14 protein-coding genes are annotated in these 19,824 nt (G+C 64.0%); 9 read left to right on the plus strand and 5 right to left on the minus strand.

Annotated features, from left to right (window positions below; translation table 11 throughout):
* Window positions 1–19 precede the first annotated feature (19 nt).
* The gene (locus tag RMP10_RS15805; RefSeq protein WP_310571147.1) at window positions 20–1,504 is read right to left on the minus strand and encodes an NAD(P)/FAD-dependent oxidoreductase; all 1,485 of its coding nucleotides are present in this window, start codon (window positions 1,502–1,504) and stop codon (window positions 20–22) included.
* Window positions 1,505–1,605: 101 nt separating this feature from the next.
* Here RMP10_RS15805 and RMP10_RS15810 point away from each other — a divergent pair, with 101 nt between their 5' ends.
* Together RMP10_RS15810 and RMP10_RS15815 are read left to right on the plus strand one after the other, a co-directional pair.
* Window positions 1,606–3,552 carry a hypothetical protein gene (locus RMP10_RS15810; protein ID WP_310571148.1) on the plus strand — a complete coding sequence of 649 codons (1,947 nt, stop codon included), beginning with the start codon at window positions 1,606–1,608 and terminating at the stop codon, window positions 3,550–3,552.
* Between the two features lie 371 nt (window positions 3,553–3,923).
* Window positions 3,924–5,447 carry a hypothetical protein gene (locus RMP10_RS15815; RefSeq protein ID WP_310571149.1) on the plus strand — a complete coding sequence of 508 codons (1,524 nt, stop codon included), beginning with the start codon at window positions 3,924–3,926 and terminating at the stop codon, window positions 5,445–5,447.
* On the opposite strand, the gene RMP10_RS15820 is transcribed toward RMP10_RS15815, so the two are convergent.
* Window positions 5,444–6,856 carry a glycosyltransferase gene (locus RMP10_RS15820; protein WP_310571150.1) on the minus strand — a complete coding sequence of 471 codons (1,413 nt, stop codon included), beginning with the start codon at window positions 6,854–6,856 and terminating at the stop codon, window positions 5,444–5,446. The two genes, RMP10_RS15815 and RMP10_RS15820, sit on opposite strands and share 4 nt — an antisense overlap.
* Window positions 6,857–6,979: 123 nt before the next feature.
* Between RMP10_RS15820 and RMP10_RS15825 the strand changes: the two genes are divergently transcribed.
* The 3 genes from RMP10_RS15825 (at window position 6,980) to RMP10_RS15835 (ending at window position 11,240) form a co-directional block, all read left to right on the plus strand.
* Window positions 6,980–7,840: a class I SAM-dependent methyltransferase gene (locus RMP10_RS15825; RefSeq protein WP_310571151.1), complete on the plus strand. Its 861-nt coding sequence runs from the start codon at window positions 6,980–6,982 to the stop codon at window positions 7,838–7,840.
* 118 nt (window positions 7,841–7,958) lie between these two features.
* Window positions 7,959–9,116 (plus strand): putative sulfate/molybdate transporter, encoded by a 1,158-nt coding sequence (locus tag RMP10_RS15830; protein ID WP_310571152.1) that lies wholly within the window; start codon window positions 7,959–7,961, stop codon window positions 9,114–9,116.
* 27 nt (window positions 9,117–9,143) lie between these two features.
* Window positions 9,144–11,240 carry an MASE1 domain-containing protein gene (locus tag RMP10_RS15835; protein ID WP_310571153.1) on the plus strand — a complete coding sequence of 699 codons (2,097 nt, stop codon included), beginning with the start codon at window positions 9,144–9,146 and terminating at the stop codon, window positions 11,238–11,240.
* Here RMP10_RS15835 and RMP10_RS15840 read toward each other — a convergent pair.
* A complete protein-coding gene (locus RMP10_RS15840) occupies window positions 11,237–11,803 on the minus strand; it encodes a PepSY-associated TM helix domain-containing protein (RefSeq protein ID WP_310571154.1) in 567 nt (188 codons plus the stop codon). The genes RMP10_RS15835 and RMP10_RS15840 overlap by 4 nt on opposite strands.
* A 158-nt stretch (window positions 11,804–11,961) precedes the next feature.
* On the opposite strand from RMP10_RS15840, the gene RMP10_RS15845 reads away from it, so the two are divergent.
* Genes RMP10_RS15845 through RMP10_RS15860 form a run of 4 tightly spaced genes read left to right on the plus strand, consistent with a single transcriptional unit; the run spans window position 11,962 to window position 16,003 of the window.
* Window positions 11,962–12,345, plus strand: coding sequence for a hypothetical protein (locus RMP10_RS15845; protein ID WP_310571155.1), 384 nt, complete (start codon window positions 11,962–11,964; stop codon window positions 12,343–12,345).
* Window positions 12,346–12,351: 6 nt separating this feature from the next.
* The gene (locus RMP10_RS15850) at window positions 12,352–13,098 is read left to right on the plus strand and encodes an MIP/aquaporin family protein (RefSeq protein WP_310571156.1); all 747 of its coding nucleotides are present in this window, start codon (window positions 12,352–12,354) and stop codon (window positions 13,096–13,098) included.
* A 2-nt stretch (window positions 13,099–13,100) separates the two neighbouring features.
* The gene (locus tag RMP10_RS15855) at window positions 13,101–15,641 is read left to right on the plus strand and encodes a penicillin acylase family protein (protein ID WP_310571157.1); all 2,541 of its coding nucleotides are present in this window, start codon (window positions 13,101–13,103) and stop codon (window positions 15,639–15,641) included.
* 20 nt (window positions 15,642–15,661) lie between these two features.
* Window positions 15,662–16,003 carry a hypothetical protein gene (locus RMP10_RS15860; protein WP_309670482.1) on the plus strand — a complete coding sequence of 114 codons (342 nt, stop codon included), beginning with the start codon at window positions 15,662–15,664 and terminating at the stop codon, window positions 16,001–16,003.
* A 12-nt stretch (window positions 16,004–16,015) separates the two neighbouring features.
* Here RMP10_RS15860 and RMP10_RS15865 read toward each other — a convergent pair whose 3' ends face one another.
* Window positions 16,016–16,948, minus strand: a complete 933-nt coding sequence (locus RMP10_RS15865; protein ID WP_310571158.1) for a hypothetical protein — start codon at window positions 16,946–16,948, stop codon at window positions 16,016–16,018.
* Window positions 16,949–17,193: 245 nt separating this feature from the next.
* Complete coding sequence (locus RMP10_RS15870) at window positions 17,194–19,134, minus strand: von Willebrand factor type A domain-containing protein (RefSeq protein ID WP_345785810.1); 1,941 nt, start codon at window positions 19,132–19,134, stop codon at window positions 17,194–17,196.
* Between the last annotated feature and the right edge of the window lie 690 nt (window positions 19,135–19,824).

Below are 19,824 nucleotides of genomic sequence, written 5' to 3' on the forward strand. Positions count from 1 at the left end.
TCGCGCGTCGCCTTCCCGATTAGCCGCCGCTTCCCACGCGCGTGGGCACTGCACGAAGCCCTGACGCGCCAGAGTTGCTCCCCACTTCCTCGTGGTATTCGGCGTCCTCATTCACGCGCCACGGATCGTGCAAGGCATGTCCAGCCACGATGTTCTCGGCCGTGAGCAGCGCGGTCATCATCGCGTGATCCTGATTGTTGTACTTGTGCATGCCGTTGCGGCCCACGAGATGCAGGTTGGGATACCGCTCGGCGAGTTCGTCGCGAATCGTCTGCACATGCGTGGCATAGGCGTCGTCGTACACGGGATAGGCTTTGCGCTGACGTACCACGCATCCCTCCAGCACATCATCGCGATCGGCCAGCCCCAACCTCACCAGTTCATCGGTCGCCCGCGCGACGAGTGCGGCGTCGGTCGATGTCCAGAGTCCGTCGCCCTCGAAACAGAAGTATTCCAGTCCGTAGCAGGTCAGCGAAGGGTCGGGCACCATCTCCGGCGACCACGACTTGAAGTTCTGAATGCGGCCCACCTTCACACTGGAGTCGTGCACGTAAATCCAGTTGTCGGCGAAGCGTTCACGTTCCTTCAGCACGAGCGCCACGGTCAGGAAATCGCGATAAGCCAGCTGCTTGGCCGCCGCCGTCAGCGTCGCCGTCGGCGCGGGAGTGAGCGACTGGGCGATCTCACGAAGCGGCGCCGACGAAATCACATGGTCGGCCGAGAGCTCCTGTCGGTCACCGCTGGGGGCCGTGTGGCCCACGGTCCACTTTTGCGTGGCCTCGTCGTAGCGCAGGTCCACGACGGTACGACCCAGCGTGACCGTGCCACCCTGCTCGCGCACCGCGTTGGCGCACGCGTCCCACAGCATACCGGGGCCCAGTCGCGGATAGCGGAAGGTGCTGATCAGACTCTTGATCGTGCCGCCTTTGAGCGCGGCCGGGGTCAGCGCCGACATCACGGCCGAGAAGAGCGACACGCCCTTGATGCGCTGGGCGGCCCAATCGGCGGAAATGTCGGTGCAGCTCATCCCCCACACCTTCTCGGTGTAGGTCTTGAAGAAGATCTGGTATAGCCGCGATCCGAACTCGTTGGTCACCCATTCTTCAAAGCTGCGCGGATTGCGAATGGGCCGCAGGCGCGCGTAGGCATACGACAATACGCAGCGGATCGACTCGAAGACGCCCAGGTCGAACAGGGCCTGCATCGGCTTGAGCGGATAGGCGAAGAAGTGCCCGTTGTAGAGAATCCGGCTCGACCGGGGCCGCTCGAGGAAGTCATTCGGGAGAATCTCCCGCCACAAGGCCTCGATGCGCTCCGACTTCGAGAAGAAGCGGTGTCCACCGATGTCGAAATGGAAGCCCTTGAAATGCACCGTACGCGAAATGCCGCCCACGTATTGCGGGTCACTCTCCAGCACCGTGACCGGAAATCCGAGCTTGCTGAGGTGATAGGCCGCCGACAGACCGGCGGGACCGGCACCAATAACAATTGTGGAAGGGGGCATGGGGCGGGGCGGGGCAGAATACAGCGTGCTTCCGAGCGTAACGGGCGTTAATCTAACGCCTCAGCATGAAGAGACCTGCACCGCCCTCAGACAGCCGCCGAATGCTCGGCTACGCCCCAAGCAGTGCGGTGCTGCTGGTGGGGGCGTTCCTGGTGTTTCTGCTCTTTCGGCCGTATCAAGGCATCATCCATGACGCCCGCCTGTATGTGGGCTACGCCATGGCGGCGATCGATCCGGAGGGGATCGGTCGCGACATCGTGTTCGTGAACGACGGTCAGTCGAAATTCTCGGTGTATCCGCTGCTGATGCGGAGCCTGGCCGAGTGGGTCGGCCCGTCGCGGGCGGCGATGGCGCTGACGTACGGTGGGCTGACGCTGTGGTTTGCGGCGTTTGCGGCACTGGTTCGGCGACTGCTTGACGAGCGGTTCAGCGACGCGCAAGTGATTGCCGTGATCGTGCTGGCGGCGTCGCTGCCGTCGTTTTACGGCGGGCAGGGGGTGTTCCGGTTCGCGGAGCATTTCGCGACACCCAGAGCCTTCGCCGAGGCATCGGTGCTGGCGGCGATCGCGGCGATGCTGGCCGGGCGTATGCTCTGCGTGGCCGTCGCGTTGGGTATCGGAATGGCGTTTCACCCCTTGATGACGGCGCCGGGGTTGGGCGTGGCGTTGTGGTATACGGCGGAGAGCCCGCGCGCACGGCGTCTGCTCGTGCTGTTGGGAGTTACCGGCACGGTTGTGCTCATCGCCGGCACACTGTTGCTCGACGTTCAAGGGAAGCCATTCGGACGATTTGATGCGGAGTGGATGGCCGCCATCAACACGAAGCATGCGCTGGTGTTTCTGCGCACCTGGCGGGGTGGCGACGTCATTCGAATCCTGTTGCACGTGGTGACCGTCGCGTTGGCGATGCCGCTGCTTAGTCGAAGCGCTCAGCGGTTGGTGTCGAGTGTGTTGATCATTTCGGCCGCGGGTGTGATCGTCTCGTTCCTCGGTGGCGATCTGGCGCACAATGTGTTGGTGACGCAGGGGCAGGCGTGGCGTGGGCTGTGGGTGATGGCCGCGGTCGCGACAGTTTTGCAGGGTGTGCTGCTTCATGCCGTCTGGCGCGATGCGTCCGCGAACGACGATTCCGCGGCACGCGATCTTCGGAGGGCGGCGTCCCTGCTCTTGCTTCTCGCGTGGTACATGGTCGAGATCAATTCGACGGCCCTCACCTTCACGCTACTTGCCGCCTCGCTCTGGGCGCTGCCGCGTGTACGCCCGGGCTTCTCGCTTCCTCATAACGGCGCAACCGTAGTCGGCGGCGTCGCCATGGTGCTCATCGTTGCAGTGGTGGCCGTGCAAGCGTGGGTCACGAGTCAGACGGCGTGGAGCTCGCCGGACAGGTCGATGCGGTGGGCGTGGTACTACGTCATCGCGAGCGGAATACCGGCGCTCGTCGTGCTGCTGCTATTGGCTCGCGGGCTACGGCAGCCACCCCCGTCTCCTACACACTGGGCGCGGAGATTGCCGACCGTCGCCGCCGTCGTGGCCCTGGCGCTGATTGCCGTCTCGGTGCTCGATGCGCGCTCGACGTATCAGCGGTACGTCGAGCGGGAGTTGGACGCGCGCGCGCGGGGCGCTCCGGCGCCGATACGGGTCGCGCGCGGAAGCACGGTGCTGTGGCCCTACGCCGACTTGGAGCCGTGGGCGTTCGCCGGCGCGCCGGGGTGGGGCACGATCGTGCAGGGGATACCGAGTGTGTTCGACCGGGAGTTGGCGATCATGTGGGCATCGCGTACTGCACGACTACGGAAGGCCGGACTCTTGCCCTTAGGGCAGACTGGTGCCGAGACGATTGCGGTGCTCCAAACCAGCCTTGGTGATCGTGTGATCGCGAGTATATGCGCTCAGTCGGATCCACCGTTCGTCGCCATACTCCCAAGAGTGACCGACCCGCACCTTGCCCAGGCATCGACATTTCGTCCGATGGTGTCTCGACCGTTGTACCCGAGCTCAATGGGACAGAGTTGGGGTAGCATTGAGGCATATTCAGCTATTCGCTGCTGAGCTCTATCGCCTCATCGCTGACGTGAATGACGAAGGTCGAACGTCGACGCGTCTGAAAGAGTGAACGCTCGAGTCTCGCAATCCCGTGAGCTACTATATTCTGATAGATGACTGCGAGTCTGGCACCCTTCGGAACGTTCTTAGCGTGACGAGAATTCCTCAGAACTTCCGTATCGACTCGTTCGTGATGGACAGTGACGAAAGGTCAATCTACAAACGCGGGTGAGCCATTGATCGCGGCCCATACTCCAGCATCCGAAGATCTTCGATGGGCTCTAAGAAGACTGATGATGCTGACGCTCTTAGGAGCGTGCTATATAGTGTTGCTATTCCTAGCTCGCGCTCCCGAGCCGGATTCATCATCGGTCCAGATGTTCTACCGACTCTTCTATTTTGGGGAGCCGGTTCCCATTGGTCTGCTTGGCGTCTTCGCCGCACTGACGCAGTGGTATCTCGCCGCGACGCCGCAGACGCCAAATATTCGGTTAGACGTTTCGGATGCTTCGCCGGTTCTGGTTGGATGCATTGCGCTGTCGGTCGCAACACTCGTCACCGTCATCGCCTTAGTGGTACTACACGACTACCCCTTCTCGATGGACGAGCTTGGGGCGGTCTTTCAGGCACGTCTGTTCGCGGCCGGACGCCTATCTGTGAGCATACCGGCGGAATGGCGAGAACATGCGGAGGCCATCACGCCGGTATTCGTCAATGCGCGACCCGCGGACTCGGCGTGGGTCTCGTTGTATCTCCCGGGCAACGCTCTCATTCGCGCCCCGTTCGAGCGAGCAGGTGTTGGTTGGATGACTGGCGTTCTGCTCGCGATCTTATGTGTTGCTGCGATCAGTGGAATAGCAAGAAGACTTTGGCCGAATGAGGGAGTGCGCCAGCTGGTCGCGATAGGCGCACTAGCGCTGTCCACACAGTTTCTCGTCGTGGCCGGAACGCCATACGCCATGACGGCGCATCTCGCCGTCAATTTGTGTTGGCTGTACGTCTGGGTTCGAGGAGGACCGGTGGCGTACCTCGCTGGTCCGATCGGCATGGTCGGCATTCTGCTGCACCAGCCTGTGCCACATCTGCTTTTTGCGGCACCGTTCGGCATTCGATTGCTTCGTGATCGCCAATGGCGGCTCGCTGCATGGATGGGCCTCTGTTATGGCGCCGCGCTCTACCTTTCGCTCGCCTGGCACGAGTATGTTGGCTTCGCTGCGGCAACAGGCGGACTGATTTCAGCGCTAGCAGCGCCGCAACTGATCTCTTGGCACGTCGCGCTGATGCATTTGGTGCTACTCGCGACATGGCAGACGCCGCTTGCGGCGCTTTCATTGGCGGTTTGCCTAAGGCGAGTAGGGACACTCAGACCGCTAGAGCAAGATCTCTTGGGCGGACTGCTCATCAGTCTCGTATTCTATGTGTTTTTTCGGCTAGTAACCCAAGGGCACGGTTGGGGATGGCGGTATGGACATCAGGCGCTCGGCAACATCGCGCTGATTTGCGCGACTGCCTGGCCCACTTTCGAAAGGGCGCTGGGAAGCTCGCGCGCACGTAGGCTCGCGCTTGCGTCAATCGGTGTGACAATATTTGTGCAGGTTCCTGTTCGTGCGACCTTGCTGCGGAACGCGACGGCGTCGTTTGCAGATGCTGCTCGTTGGCTCCGTGCGCAAGATGCTGACGTCGTTATCGTGCCCAATGACTCGATCTGGTACGGACGTGACTTGGTGCGAAATGATCCTGCACTTTCGCGCCCGATTCTTGTTTACGGTACGTACGCGGCAGATTCAATGCGAACGAGCAAGCCGCTTCCAGTCGTCCCGCGGGTCCGACGCATCAGTGTTAAAGAATTGGTCATTCTCGGACTCGAGCCGATACAACCGGCGCGTCGCGGCTCGCGTTAGCGTCGCCCTGATTTCGTTAATAGAGACGCGTAGAGTCGCTCGACGCGAGGAGCGATGTCCTGATCCCAGCCCAGTGAGGCAACTTCGCGCGTACCGATCGCCGCCAACGTCGTTCGCGAGTCTTCATCCAGTAGCAGAGCTACGATTCTCTCCGCCCACTCGACCGGTCCGGCGGTAGCCTCAAGCCTCGCCATGTATGCTAACGGTCCGCTGCCGAGGAAGTCGCCGACGGCTGTTTCGGGTCCCGTGGCAGCGAGTACGGGTGTGCCTAATGTCAGCGCTTCGAGGACCACCGTGCTCTGGCCTTCTCGCTCTGAGGGCTGAAGCACCAGCGCGGCTGATGCGATTTCAGCTAGCACTTCCGCACGGTCGCCGAGTTGACCGCGAAAAAAGACACCGCCAGCTTCGCCGTGCACACCAAGCGCCTTCGTCAGCATCATCAGCATTTCTGCGTCAGGGCCGTCGCCGATGACGTGAAGTTGCGCCGCTGGTACCGAGAGACGCACAGCAGGCCAGGCCCGGATAGCGACATCGACATGCTTGTAGTCGATCAATCGCCCTGCGATAACCACTTTGTGCGGATTGCGAGGCTTGGCGTGGCGTGCGAATGCATCGGGCTCCGGCGATCGAAAGCCGCGAGGAATAACGGTGACGCTGGATTCCCGTCCATCGAGCAGTTCGCGGAGTCGTCGTCCGGTCGTCGGTGAGATGCACAGGTGATGCGGCGCAGTTTTAGCACACCAACGCTCCACGAGGGCACCGAGGTTACCTCTCACGCCCATGTAACGCCGCCAGTAGCTCCGTCCCCAGACCTCGAGCCAAGTGAGAAGCCATGGAACGTGGTGGAATCGAGATAGTCGCGCGAGCTGAAATGCCGGGACGGAGAGGAACGGAAATGCGTGGACGTCGAATAGATCAAATGTTTCGGGTTGGTATCGCCGCAGATTGTTCAGCAGGCCCCATGCTAACTTCAGCGGCTGCAAGATGGTTCGTCGTCCGGTTGGTCCATAGAGCGGCAAGTTCTTGCAAATGGCGTGGTAATGTAGGCCATCGCGTGTGATGTTCGCGGGTCCCTCCCACACATGCATTCCGAAGAGGTGACAGTCGTGGCCGCGATCGCGCAGGGAGCATGCGAGCTCGTAGAGCGTCTTCTCACCTCCACCCTTGCTCCACGGATAGACCGCGTCGTAGACGAATCCGATTTTCACGCGATTGGTGTCCTGCTCATGAGACGTTGTCAAAAGCCGCTTTCCTCGTTGAACGAGCATCGCCAACGAGAGTGATATTCGGAAGGAGGTCTGTAGCCGGTCCCAGGCGAATTGAACACAACGTCTTAGCTTTTGCCAACGGTTGTTAAAAGTGGCTATCTTCGTCACCGAGGTCGTGTTCAAACTCGACTTTCCGGTCACGAAGCGCCCACTATCGTAACTCAGAGTCCGATGAAGAATTCCCGGGCAACTCTCGCGCAGGGTACACACGCAATGTCGAGTGAGGCTCGAGCTGATCGCGCTCGTCAGCTCTTGCGAAAATTCATGGCTGACGCGCCGTTTCAACCCGCAACGAATCTCTGGCGTGCCATCGAGATCCCGATCCTCGCGGATGCCTTACCGCATCGTGGACGTGGGCTCGACGTTGGCTGTGGCGACGGTGTGCTGACTCGACTGCTCGCTGAGCTTGCCGGTGCGACTTTGGAGGGGTCGAGCGCCCGTGTTTCTGCCGATCGGACGGGCTGGTCGCTGGTCGGCGTCGATGTCGATCCGGCTGAGACCGCACTTGCTACTGCCGAAGGGTTCTACTCGGCCGTTCACACCAGTGGGGCCGATCGGATTCCCGAAGCAGAGGCATCGTTCGACTTTGCATTTGCAAACAGTGTTCTAGAACACATCGTCGACCTGCCAGCGTGCCTTGCGGAAGTCGGACGAGTGATGAAGCCAGGAGCATTGTTCTACGCGACCGTGCCATCGCCCGGACTACACGCGCTATTACGCGGGCCGAGCAAGCTGCGAAGTATCAGTCGAGCCGAGTATCTTGCCGAAACCGATCGCCGACTTCTCCATCTCCGTTACCCCTCCGTCGAAGACTGGCGCAACTTACTTCTCGAAGCCGGTTTTGATCTCGCGTCTGTCCGGGGATATCTCACATCGAGTCAGGTACGGCGTTGGGAGCGTTGGACCAATGGCACGGGCGGTCTTCTCTATCGCCTCAACGGAGCCAAACTCCGTCCGATCGAAATTCAGCGGCAGTTGGGTATGCGACGTGCGATTCCGAGACCCATCAAGCTACTTGCCCGACCATTGGCGTGGGCTGCGGGTCGTGGCGTACTTTCAGATGACTCAACGTCCCCACATGAAACGGGATGCTTGTTGATCGTCGGTCGCCGGCGCTCGTTGTGATGGCGTAGGTGGTGCATGGAGTCCATCGGCCGCGGAGTGCGCGTGTTAGCTTCAGCACGCACAACGACTGACATCTGATGCGATTTTTCAGAGCAGCTCTGCGGCCGCCTTTCACGAAATGCTACCCCCCGCCCCCCACCCCCTCCGCTTCACCCGCGCCGAGTTCGCCGGTGCCTTCGGCGACCTCGGGACCGACCTCCCGCTGCTCGTCGGCATTGTCGTTGCCACTGGGATGGACGCCACCACGGCCTTCGTGATCTTCGGCGCGCTGCAGATTGCCTCCGGCCTCGCCTATAGGCTCCCTATGCCGGTCCAGCCGCTCAAGGCCATGGCGGCCATCGCTATCGCTGGCAAGCTGGCCCCTCCGCTCCTGGCCGCCGGCGGCCTCATCGTCGGCGTCGTCATGCTCGTCCTCGCCCGATCCGGCGCCCTCGGGTGGATCGCCCGCACGGTCCCCAAGCCCGTCGTGCGCGGCATTCAGGTCGGACTTGGGTTACAACTCGCCCTACTCGCCCTTACCCGCTTCATCCCGGCCGATGGCCCTCGTGGTTGGCTACTCGCGGCGGTCGCTCTCGTGATCGTCCTCTGGCTGCGCGAGAGTCATCGCGTCCCCGCCGCCCTCGTGGTGCTTGCCCTCGGCCTCGTCGTCGCCGCGCTCACGTGGCCCGCCGGTGCGCCGTTGCCACTCGGGTTCCGCCTGCCCACGCTCCCCGCACGCTGGCCTACGCCCATGGAGTTCGCCCAGGCCTCGCTCCTGCTCGCGCTCCCCCAGCTCGCCCTGTCGCTCGGCAACTCGGTACTCGCCACCAAACAGGTCGTCGCCGATCTCTTCCCCGACCGTGAACCGCTCACGGTCAAGCGCATTGGCACCACCTACGCGATCATGAACCTCGTGGCCGCGCCCCTTGGCGGCATTCCCGTCTGCCACGGCTCCGGCGGGATCGCCGGGCACTACGCCTTCGGGGCCCGCACCGGTGCCAGTGGCATCATCTACGGCGCCTTCCTCGTGCTCTCGGGGCTACTGCTCGTCGGCGAACCGGCCGCGTTTCAGCGTCTGTTCCCCGGTCCGATTCTGGGCACGCTGCTGCTCGTCGAGGCCATCACCGTGCTGATGCTCGTGCGCGATCTGCGCGAGACGCCGGCCTGGCTGGCCTTCGCCGTCGTCTGCGGACTCGCCGCGGCCTTTCTGCCATATGGTTACGCGGTCGCACTCGTGGGCGGTACATTGATCGCCGTTGCCCTCCGACGCAGGCCGGGCCAAGACGTTTCCATCTGACCAATCCGGATGCGGCCGCGCTGGCTGGTGCCTGAACCGATGTCGTCGTCGCCCGCTATCCGACTCGCGATAGCGTTTTTTGCGACGCATGTACTGTCGCTGCAGCTCATACGATACGGCGGGCCATTGGCACCCGCGTGGCCGCCGATCGCCGTCGCCCTTGCCGCGCTCATCTGGCTGCCGCCCTCGCACCGTCGACTCGTGTTCGTTGGCGTGATCGTCCTCGACACGCTCTCCAATGCGCTGCAGGGATACGCCTCGTTGCGGACGATCGGCTATACCTGCGTCACGCTCTCAGAACTGTGGATCGCCGACTGGATGCTGCGGCGGCTCACTCCACTGCCGCTCACGTTCGCCCGTCTGCGCGACGTGGCGGTGTTGCTGTCGGCCACCGCAGTCGCCACGACAATCGGCAGCGTACCCGCCGCCTTCATTGCTCAGGCGGCTGGCGGTGAGGCGTTTCTGAAGAGTGCCACCGTGTGGTGGATCGGCGACATGCTGGCCTATGTGATCGTGACGCCACTCACGCTGCTGCTCCTGGCGCGCCATGAGTCGCGCACTGCACATCGACGTGCATTTCGCTGGTGGCGCGATGCGTTCGTACTAAGCCTGCTGATAGTCTTGGGATCGCTCATGGCTTTCCGCGGCGACGCCCTCATGGGCGTGCTGCAGGCGCATCCGTACATGCTCTCGCTGCTCGTTTTGTGGGCGACGCTCAGCTTCGGTCAGCTTGGCGCGCTGTGGAGTCAGATCGGTATCGCCAGCGTCGGCATTCGCCTGCTGTTGACTGGAGAGTCGCTCTCCCTCGGCGGCGAAACCGGCGGCGACGCGCTCGTGATTTTACAGGTATACATCGGCGTCCAGGCGCTCATCGGCCTCGTGCTCGCCACCGCGCTACGCGAACAACGCGAGACGGCCGAGTCGAACGCGCATATGCTGGAAGCGCTCTCGACGAGCGAACAGCGCTTGCGTCAAAGTCAGAAGATGGAAGCGATCGGTCAGTTGGCCGGCGGCGTGGCGCACGACTTCAACAACGTGCTCGCTGCCGTGTTGATGCAGCTCGATGAACTCCGCTTGCTCAGGGCGATGCCACGCGAAGCACACGAGCTGCTGCGCGACGTCGAAACGTCCGCGCAACGCGCTGTGCGACTCACGCGGCAACTGCTCGTGTTCAGTCGACAGCAGGCCATGCAATCGAGTCTGCACGACTTGAATCTCCTCGTGCGCGCGCACGTGCGCCTGCTACGACGGGTCGTGCCGACCACGCACAAGCTCACGGTGGACACCGCTCCCGACGCGCTCGTGGTGTTGGTCGACGGTGGCATGATCGAACAAGTGCTGCTCAATCTCGTGCTGAATGCGCGTGACGCGCTCGCCGAGGGCGGCCTGATCGTGATCCGTACGGAGCGCCGCACCATCGACAACGCCGACGCCGGCGAGCTCACGGCTGGTCCGTACGCGGTCCTGTTCGTGCAGGATACCGGTTCCGGTATCTCGCCCGAGCACATGCCGCGCGTCTTCGAGCCATTCTTTACCACCAAGCCACCGGGACAGGGCACGGGCCTCGGGCTCGCCACGGCCTACGGTATTGCGCAGCAGCATCACGGACGCCTGCGCGTGTCGTCGACGGTGGGGGTCGGCACCACGGTCGAAGTCTGGCTCCCGATCGTGGCCGACGCGCTCCCCGACGAAAACACATCGACTTATGTCGCGACGTCCGACTCGGGAGAGCACGCGGTGACGGCCACGGTATTGGTCGTTGAAGACGAACCCACGGTCAGTCGACTGATGCAGCGCGTCTTGGAACGCGACGGGTATCAAGTCCGCGCCGCGTCCAGCGGTCGCGAGGTCCTCGACCACTGGAACCTGTACGAGTTCTCAGTGGACCTCGTGATCACCGATCTGGTCATGCCCGGTGGTGTGAGCGGTACCCAGCTCGCCGCCGAGTTGCGGCGGCTCAAGCCGTCGCTCCCCATCGTCTTCACCAGCGGATATGATCCCGAGTTTGACCCGTCCAACGAAACCATGGTGCCGGGGGAGAACTTCATCCCCAAACCGTCCAAAGCCGAGCACATTCTTGCCGTCGTGCGCCGGCAGCTCGCCGCGCGCACGACGGCGCCCTAGAAGAACCAGCGCTGCAAACCGGTGCGCCCTTGGCGGTTTGCGCCCGCGAGTCGCCAATACAGGGTGAAGCCGCTCACGGTCAGCGCCAGCAAGGCGATGCCCCAGAGCATCGACGCCACCAGCCCGCCGTCGCCGAACACTTCGCCGCTATGCACGCGATTGATGAACGCCTTGTCGGCGTAGCCCTCGCTATGCGTGAATTTCCCGGTCCGCGCATCGAACAGCAGACGGCGGTCTTCGCCGCCAGTATTCGTGCCCAGATACATCGTGATGACGGGCGCCTTCCCCTTCAGCTCAATCGCGATCTTGTCGATCGGCGCCCCGGGCGCCTCCGTGGCGGCGCTGGCCATGGCGGTGTTGATCGCCCCCATCCAGGCGTCGGGAGGGGAGTCGGTGTGCACCGCGCTCACCAGGTTGCGATTCGCCTCGCGGAGGGCCTCGTCTTCACCAAAGAACTCGGTCCCGGCGACGATGACGCCGGTCACCGACGCGAAGACCAGGAAGAGCGCCGCCGGCGCGCCGATCCATCGGTGCCAGCGACGCCAGAAGGCTGGAGTAGGCATACGAACTATGGGGTATGAGGCCGTGGGCGGGACGTGCACGGGCAAGTTGACGCGTGACACCCCCGCTCGCAAACCGCCGTATTGGTGATACCTTTTACGGCGTGGACCCCGGTTGACCGCCGTTGAGCGTCCTCCCCCACCTTTCCAGAGCTCTCATCATGACCAAGATCCGTATGGCCGTCGTTTCGGCCGCACTCGCGCTCTCCGTGACCGTCGCCGCCGCGCAGCGCATGTTCGCCGATTTCAGTGGCAAGTGGAACGTCGCCATCGACGCGCAGGGACAGTCGATGCAGTCGCTCATGACCGTCACGCAGAAGGGTGATTCGGTGTCGGGCACCACCGAGTCGCAAATCGGCACCGCCAATTTTGACGGCGTGGTCAAGGGCGATTCGATCTTCTTCGGCTTTGCCCTCGACATGGGTGGCCAGCAGATCAAAATCCGTGGCACCGGCGTGATGAGCGAGAAGGACAAGATGACCGGCACCATGGAAGCCGAGGGACTCGGCGCCTTCCCGTTTGCCGCTGCGCGTCAGCCGAACTAAGCGCACATGCCGTCCACCGCACTCGGCGAGTTCGTCGGAACGCTCGTACTGATTCTGCTCGGAAATGGTGTGGTGGCCGGTGTGTTGTTGGAGAAGTCGAAGGCGAACGGCGCGGGGTGGATGGTGATCACCGCCGGCTGGGCCTTCGCCGTGCTGTGCGGCGTGTTGGTGGCCGTGGGGCTCGGGGCGCCAGGTGAGCTCAACCCCGCCGGAACGCTGGCCAATGTGGTGACAGGCACTCGCACCGTGCCTGACGCGCTCGCCCACGTGGCCGCGCAGATGGCGGGGGCGATCGTCGGCGCGACGTTGGTGTGGTTGCACTATCTGCCGCACTGGCGCGAAACGCGTGATCAGGGGGCCATTCTCGCTTGCTTCTGTACGGCGCCCGCTATTCGCAGCGCCGTGCCGAATCTGATCAGCGAGATCATCGGCACGATGGTCTTGGTGCTGGTGGCCAGTGCGATTGGCACCGCCGGCGCGTCGGGTGCTTCGCCCGCCACCAACCTCGGACCGGCGCTCGTCGGCGCGTTGGTGTGGGGTCTTGGCCTCTCGCTTGGCGGTCCTACCGGCTACGCCATCAATCCAGCGCGAGACCTCGGTCCGCGCCTCGCTCACGCCATCCTGCCGATCGCCGGCAAGGGTGGCAACGATTGGGGATACGCCTGGATCCCCGTTGTCGGGCCGCTGGCCGGCGGTGCACTCGCCGCACTGCTCTGGTCCGCACTATCCGCCGCAAACGGAGTACCGAAGTGAGCATGACTAGGGGACGGTTGATAACGGCGGCGCTCTGTGCCGCCGTTGGCATTGGTACTACCTACGTCGGCGTGGCCGGCGCCGGTCCGCTGCCGCCGCTGGGCGGTCTGCTCTCGCCGGCCGTCGGCCTCTGGGCCAATGCCGTAGACGATCTGCCCGCCGAGGCCACGAGCCGCATTCCCTCGCTCGATGGCACGGTCGACGTGCGCTACGACTCGCGCAGCGTGCCGCACATCTTCGCGACCACCGATGCCGACGCCATGCGCGCGCTTGGCTACGTCACGGCGCGCGACCGGCTGTTCCAGCTCGAGATTCAGTCACGCGCCGGCGAAGGCACACTCACCGAGTTGGTGGGTGAGGTCGCCTTGCCGGCCGATCAGGAAACGCGACGGCTCGGCATGCCGCGTTCGGCCGAACGGAAGTGGCGCGACATCGGTGAGCGCACGCCCAGCGGGAAGCTGCTACTCGCGTACGCGGAAGGCGTGAACGCGTATCGCACCTCGCTATCACCGGCGCAGTGGCCGGTGGAGTACAAGCTGCTCAATCGTGCACCGCGCGAATGGGTGCCGTTGCACTCGGTGCATGTGCTCAATCGTATGGGCTACACGCTCGCTCGAGGGCCGGGTGAACTCGAACTGCTGGAAGCGCGCGCCCTCGTCGGCAACGCGGCGGCGAATGCGCTGATGGAAGAGAATTCGGCGGTGCAGGAGCCGATTCAGCCGATGAATCGCAGCGCCGCGCGCGTGGCCCTGTCGGCGATTCCGGCACCAGGAGCGCCCGACAGTCTGGCGGCGCGCATGGTGGCGTCGTTACGCACGAATGCGAGTGCAAACGCAAACGCACCGGGCATGTCACCGTTGTCATGGCTCAAGGACATCGATCCCACGGTTGAACAGGCCCGTGCCTTCGCCAGCAACAACTGGGCGGTTGCACCGTCACGCTCGGCCAACGGACACGCGCTGCTGGCTGGCGATCCGCACCTCGAGCTCACGTTGCCGAGCATCTGGTACGAGGTGCACATCGTGGTGCCCGGGAGCTTTGAAATCGGCGGTGTCTCGATTCCCGGCTTGCCCGGCGTGCCGATTGGCTACTCGCGTGCCGTGGCATGGAGCGCCACCAACACCGGCGCCGACGTGATGGACTTCTGGCGCGAGAAGGTGAACAACGACGCCGCGCCCACGGCGTACGAACTTGATGGCGTGATGACAACGTTCACCGACACGCGCATCGAGTCGTATCGCGACAAAGCCGGCCGCGTGATCGACGTGGACACGATCTATTACACGCATCGCGGCCCGATGCAGCGGCAGGGGCGCGAGTGGCTGTCGATGCGGTGGACGGTGCTCGAGTCGGGCAAGGAACTCCAGGGATACTTCGCGGCCTTTCACGCCACGACCGCGCCAGCGTTCCTGGATTCGATGGCGCAATACTATCACGCGCCGGCGCAGAACTTCATCACGGCCGACACGTCGGGTACGATCATGATCCGCTCCACCGGCCGCTATCCCGTGCGCGCCGATAGTGGACGCGGCACCGAGGTGCGCGACGGTCGGTTGGCGAGAAACGACTGGATCGGCGACTGGCCGGTGGCGCGCTATCCGCAGGGGCGGAATCCGGCGCAGGGCTATCTGGCGTCGGCCAATCAGCAGCCGATCGACCCGCAGCAGGATGCGCTGTATCTCGGCCCCGATCCGAACTTTGAAATCTGGCGCGCGTTGCAGATCAACCGCTTGCTTCGTGCCGACAGCACAGTCACGGCTGACGAGATGCGCAGCTTTCATACGAACCCCGGTAGTGTGCGTGCCGACTTGCTCGTTTCGGCGCTTGTCTCGGCGGCGCAGGCGCGTATCGCGGCGGGCGACAACTCGGCGTCGCTCAAGTCGGCCGAGTCGTTGTTGGCCTCGTGGAATCGCCAGTACACACGCGACAACACCGGCGCGCGGTTGTTCGAGACGGCGATCGCGCAGACTACCGCGCTGTTATACGACGAGTTCATTCCGGCCAAGTCGGACACGCGCGCGGTGACACCGAGTGAGTCGCGGCTGCTGCAGTTGATTGCTGATTCGGCGAACGGATGGTGGGATGATCGTCGCACCACCAACGTGCGCGAGGATCGCAACGTGATTCTGGCCAAGGCGCTCCGCGCGGCGTACGACACGCTGGTTGCGGAGTACGGCGACCCGGCAACCACGCCGTGGACCTGGGGACGCGTGGCGCCGGCCAAGCCGAATCACCTGCTGCGACTACCGGGCTTCGCGGCGCCGGAGATGCCGATCGACGGCGGGCGCGGCACACTCAATCCGTCGGTGGGCTCGAAGCGCGCCAACTTCGGTGCGAGTTGGCGCATGGTGGTCGAGATGGACAAGGAACCGCGCATTCGCGCCGTGTATCCAGGCGGACAGAGCGGCAATCCTGCCAGCACGCGTTATCTCGATCGCTATGCGATGTGGGCCAACGGACAGCTCGACAGCGTGCGCACTCCGCGTAGCGCGAAGGACCTTGCGGCGTTGGATACACGCGCCGTGCTCACGCTCACTCGCTAGCCGGGTCGCTGACTATGTGGATGAACTTTATCAGCGCCGTGTTGCTGCAGTTTGTGGCGCAGCGATTCCTGGGCGCGTGGGGCGCGGCAGTGGCGGGTGCGCTGACGGGCGTGATGTTTCGGCAAGGCGGCGCGATTCGCGCCGGTGCACTGTCGGCGGCCATCGCGGCGGCCGTGTTGCTCGTGGTAGCGGCCGAGCGTGGCGCGGCGCTCACGGAGTTCGCTTCGACGATCGGACGTAACTTCGCACTGCCCGGATGGGCGGTGCTGGTCGCTACGCTCGTGCTCCCCGCGCTGCAGGCGGGCGGGTTTGCCGGCTTGGTGAGTCGTGTGTTGCGAAAGGAACGCGTCGCGATTCGCTAATGTGGTATGTGGTTACTTCGAGGCCCCATCGAGCTCCGTCCACAGGCGACGGATGGCGATGGGGCTTTGCTGTTCGGCCAGGAACCATTTTGCATACGGTCCCCAGTTCGCCTGCGCGATGGCTTGGTCGATCGTAAGCCCCGCCGCCTTGAGCCGCTTCACTTCGGCGATCACCGCCACGAGCGACTCGCGAAAGGCCACCAGTTCTTCGCGCGACACCTTCGCCTCTTCGATGAAGCCGTGACCGGGAATGAACCGGTCCACGTTCTTGAGCGCGAGGGCGTTGTCGATCGTGCGCACCCACTCCGCGCCGTAGGCCGACCGCATGGCCGGGAAGACGCGGTTGAGGTAGGCCTCGCTCATGAACAGCAGCTTTTCCGACGGCACCTCGACCAGGAGATCCCCGCCGGTGTGTGCGCGCCCGAGAAAGCGCACGCGCACGCTGATGCCACCGAGGTCGATGGCTTGGTTGTCGCTCGTCATAGCCGTCGTCGGCATCACCACCGCCGGTCGGTTGGCCGCAGCGGCCGCAGCCGAATCCTTCTTGAGTTGCGCGAGCGAGTTGGCGTGCACGACGAACTGAATGTCCTTCGGCAGTGCGCTGTTGCCAGCCGTATGGTCGCCGTGGTCAGAGCCGACCACGTACCACTTCACCGGCAGCGGTGAGATCGTCTTGACCTTGTCGAGCATGGTCTGCGTAGCCTGCACACTGCCTTGCCCATCGGCGACGAGTACGCCGTTGCGCCCGATGACGATGAGGCTGACGGTAGTGAAACCCGGCTGACGGATCTCCTCGTAGCCGTACACTTTGTCGCTCAGCTTTACCAAGCGGGGGAACTCGCTGAGGGCAATGCCACGCGCCGCAGGGTCGGCGGTGCGGACGGGGGACTGTGCCTGCAGCGAGGTCGCGGCGGCGATGAGAACAAGAAGGGAGGCGAGGCGCATGGGGGGCGGTGAACGGCTAGGGGCGCGGTGAACGGCTAGGGGCGCTAAGAATCAACTGCGCTAAAAGTCAACGGCGCGAAGAATCAACGGCGCTAAGAATCAACGGCGGGAACTGCGGAACGGCGAGCAGCGCGGGGACACCCAGACTACGCTGGCGGCCCCCGCGCTGTTGATGCGCCCCTCTGCGCTTCTGATTCTTGGCGCCGTTGACTCTTCGCGCCCCTGACTTTTAGCGCTCTTCACTCTTAGCGCCGTTCGCTGTTCAAAAGCCGCCCAAGCATCTCCACAAACTCGGAGCGATAGCCGCCGTCGTCTTCTCCGCGCGCCGCTGTCGCCATGTCGAGGGACGAGCGCAGGGTCGCCGTGCCTTTGTGCTCGGAGTTGCGCAGCACCATGCCGAACGCGGCCACTGATGCGGCGAAGCGGAAGTCGTTGGAGGCACTGCCATTGCGGCCATCGATCACGGGCTGCGTGACTTGCTTGCTGGTGTTCTCGCCCGGTGTCTTGTAGCGCATGCGGACAAACATCAGTTCGTTCTTCGCCGCGTTGCTGCGTGGTGCCTCGGTGGCGGGCACTTGGTATCGCAGCGAATCCTGTTCACGCAGGGTTATGGTGCCGGTCACGCCGGTCGGCACCACTTCGAAGAGTGCGGTGACCGAGTGTCCCGCGCCCATGTCGCCGGCGTCCTTCTTGTCGTCGGTGAAATCTTCCGTGGCGAGCACGCGGTCCTCGTAGCCGATCAAGCGATATGCACTGACCGCCGCCGGATTGAATTCCACCTGCAGCTTCACGTCGTTCGCGACAGTGACCAGCGTGGCGCCCATCTCTTTCACCAATACCTTGCGTGCTTCGGCGATGTCGTCCACGTACGCGTAGTTGCCGTTACCGCGCTTGGCGAGCTTCTCCATTTTCGCGTCCTGGTAGTTGCCCTGACCGAAGCCGAGTATGGTGAGGTACGTGCCCTCGGTCCGCTTGCTTTCGATCAGACGCTCCATGTCGCCATCGCTGCTGACGCCCACGTTGAAGTCACCGTCGGTGGCCAAGATCACGCGGTTGTTGCCGTTGGGCTTGAAGTGTTCGCGGGCCGTGCGATAGGCCAGTTCAATGCCGGCGCCACCGGCGGTGGAACCACCAGCTTCGAGTCGATCAATCGCGGCGGAAATCGTCGCCTTCTCTTCGCCGCTGGTACTCGGGAGCACGAGTCCGGCCGCGCCGGCGTACACCACCAGCGCCACGTAATCCTGCGGTCGCAGCTGATCCACCAACAAGCGCAGCGACGACTTCACCAACGGCAGCTTGTTCCACTGGTTCATAGAGCCCGACACGTCGATCAGGAACACCAGGTTGCTGGGCGGCAGCGCGGCCGTCTCGATGCGACGCGCCTGGAGGGCGACGCGCACGAGGCGATGCTTCGGTTGCCACGGTGCGGCCATCGTCTCGGTGGTGATCGATACCGGTGCGTCACCGCGCGGCGACGGCAGATCGTACGGGAAGTAGTTGATCAGCTCCTCGATCCGTACCGCGTCGGGCGGCGGCGTCTGCCCCTGTGAAATGAAGCGGCGCACGTTGCTATATGAGGCGCGATCGACGTCGACGGAGAATGTGGAACGTGGATGCACCGACACCGCGAGGAACGGATTGTCGTCGATCTTGTCGTACTGTTCGCGATTGCCACCGCCGTCGCGCCGCGGGTAGTCACGCGGACGGACGGTCGACGGTGACACGGGAGCAGCCACGCCGCGTGCGATGCCGCCGGCGACGCCACGTCCGCTGAAGTCCTGCACGGCGGGCGCGCTGGCGGCGGCCGCCATGACGTTCTGCCGAGCCGTCGCACGCTTCTCGCGACGCGCATCCTGCTCCGAGACGACGACTTGGTTCAGCGCCATCACCGCCGTCGACATCATCTGGTCCATCGCGATCGTATCGCCCGATACCGCGCGGATGACGGTCGCCGCGTTGTAGCCTATCCGACGATACATGACCCGAATCGAGCTGCTCGGCGTGACGCCGGCGATCTGCAGCGAATACGCACCGCTGAGCGAGGTCGTGGTGGTGCGAGCTGGTACGGTACTCGCGACGACGCTCGCCTGAATTTGCACACCCTCGATCGGACGTTGTGTGCTCCCGTCGCGAACGATGCCGCGAACCGTCACGATCCCGGGAACCGGCGCCACGGCTGACGTCATCGAGGATGCCATCGCCGCCATGCTGCGACCACCCACCAACGGCTCCGGCGCCACGACCACCTCGGCCGCCTTCTCCGCTGATGCCACGCTCTCGCGCTTCGCAGCCACGTCGGCCTGCGGTGGCGCCGCCTGTGCTTTGGCCGCGGGTGACGATGCCGCGAGTGTCGCGGCCACAGGGGCCGTAGGCACGGGAGAGGCTGCCGCTGCCGCCGGTGCCGCGGCCACCACCATCGACTCCGCCACTGTCGGCGCGCCGGTAGACTCAGGGGCAGGCTCCACCACGGGCGCCCGCGACATCACCCACGTCGTACCGCCCGCCATCAACGCCAACACCGCCGCCACCCGAAACGCCGGCCGCGTGAACCACGCCTGCGCGGCCCTCTGTTCTGCGCGCGTGCGTACATCAGCCCGCGCCACGATCGCGGCTGCTACCTTCGCGGTATCCGCCGGCGACACCACACCAATCGGTGCGTCGTCGAGCGCACCCAGAATGCGTGACGCTGCCGCCGTGTATCCGCGCAGCGTCGCGACGTCGCCCTGGCACACCGCGCAGCCATCCACATGCGCCTGTACCTGCGCGGCAATCGCCACGTCGAACGCATCGTCCGCCCACGTCTGCAGCGATCCTTCGTCGGGGTGTCCCGCGTCGGTCCAGACGATCGCCAGTGTGTCGTGTGACGATCCACCGTC

It is taken from the genome of Gemmatimonas sp., assembly GCF_031426495.1.
Classification (GTDB): Bacteria; Gemmatimonadota; Gemmatimonadetes; order Gemmatimonadales; family Gemmatimonadaceae; genus Gemmatimonas.

Bases quoted from the DNA above. Each gene is read 5' to 3' on its own strand.
- RMP10_RS15855 (WP_310571157.1), top strand. From the start codon at position 13,101: ATGACTAGGGGACGGTTGATAACGGCGGCGCTCTGTGCCGCCGTTGGC.
- RMP10_RS15810 (WP_310571148.1), top strand. From the start codon at position 1,606: ATGCTCGGCTACGCCCCAAGCAGTGCGGTGCTGCTGGTGGGGGCGTTC.
- RMP10_RS15815 (WP_310571149.1), top strand. From the start codon at position 3,924: ATGTTCTACCGACTCTTCTATTTTGGGGAGCCGGTTCCCATTGGTCTG.
- RMP10_RS15870 (WP_345785810.1), bottom strand. From the start codon at position 19,134: ATGACGTCAGCCGTGGCGCCGGTTCCCGGGATCGTGACGGTTCGCGGC.
- RMP10_RS15825 (WP_310571151.1), top strand. From the start codon at position 6,980: ATGGCTGACGCGCCGTTTCAACCCGCAACGAATCTCTGGCGTGCCATC.
- RMP10_RS15860 (WP_309670482.1), top strand. From the start codon at position 15,662: ATGAACTTTATCAGCGCCGTGTTGCTGCAGTTTGTGGCGCAGCGATTC.
- RMP10_RS15850 (WP_310571156.1), top strand. From the start codon at position 12,352: ATGCCGTCCACCGCACTCGGCGAGTTCGTCGGAACGCTCGTACTGATT.
- RMP10_RS15845 (WP_310571155.1), top strand. From the start codon at position 11,962: ATGACCAAGATCCGTATGGCCGTCGTTTCGGCCGCACTCGCGCTCTCC.
- RMP10_RS15805 (WP_310571147.1), bottom strand. From the start codon at position 1,504: ATGCCCCCTTCCACAATTGTTATTGGTGCCGGTCCCGCCGGTCTGTCG.
- RMP10_RS15830 (WP_310571152.1), top strand. From the start codon at position 7,959: ATGCTACCCCCCGCCCCCCACCCCCTCCGCTTCACCCGCGCCGAGTTC.
- RMP10_RS15840 (WP_310571154.1), bottom strand. From the start codon at position 11,803: ATGCCTACTCCAGCCTTCTGGCGTCGCTGGCACCGATGGATCGGCGCG.
- RMP10_RS15865 (WP_310571158.1), bottom strand. From the start codon at position 16,948: ATGCGCCTCGCCTCCCTTCTTGTTCTCATCGCCGCCGCGACCTCGCTG.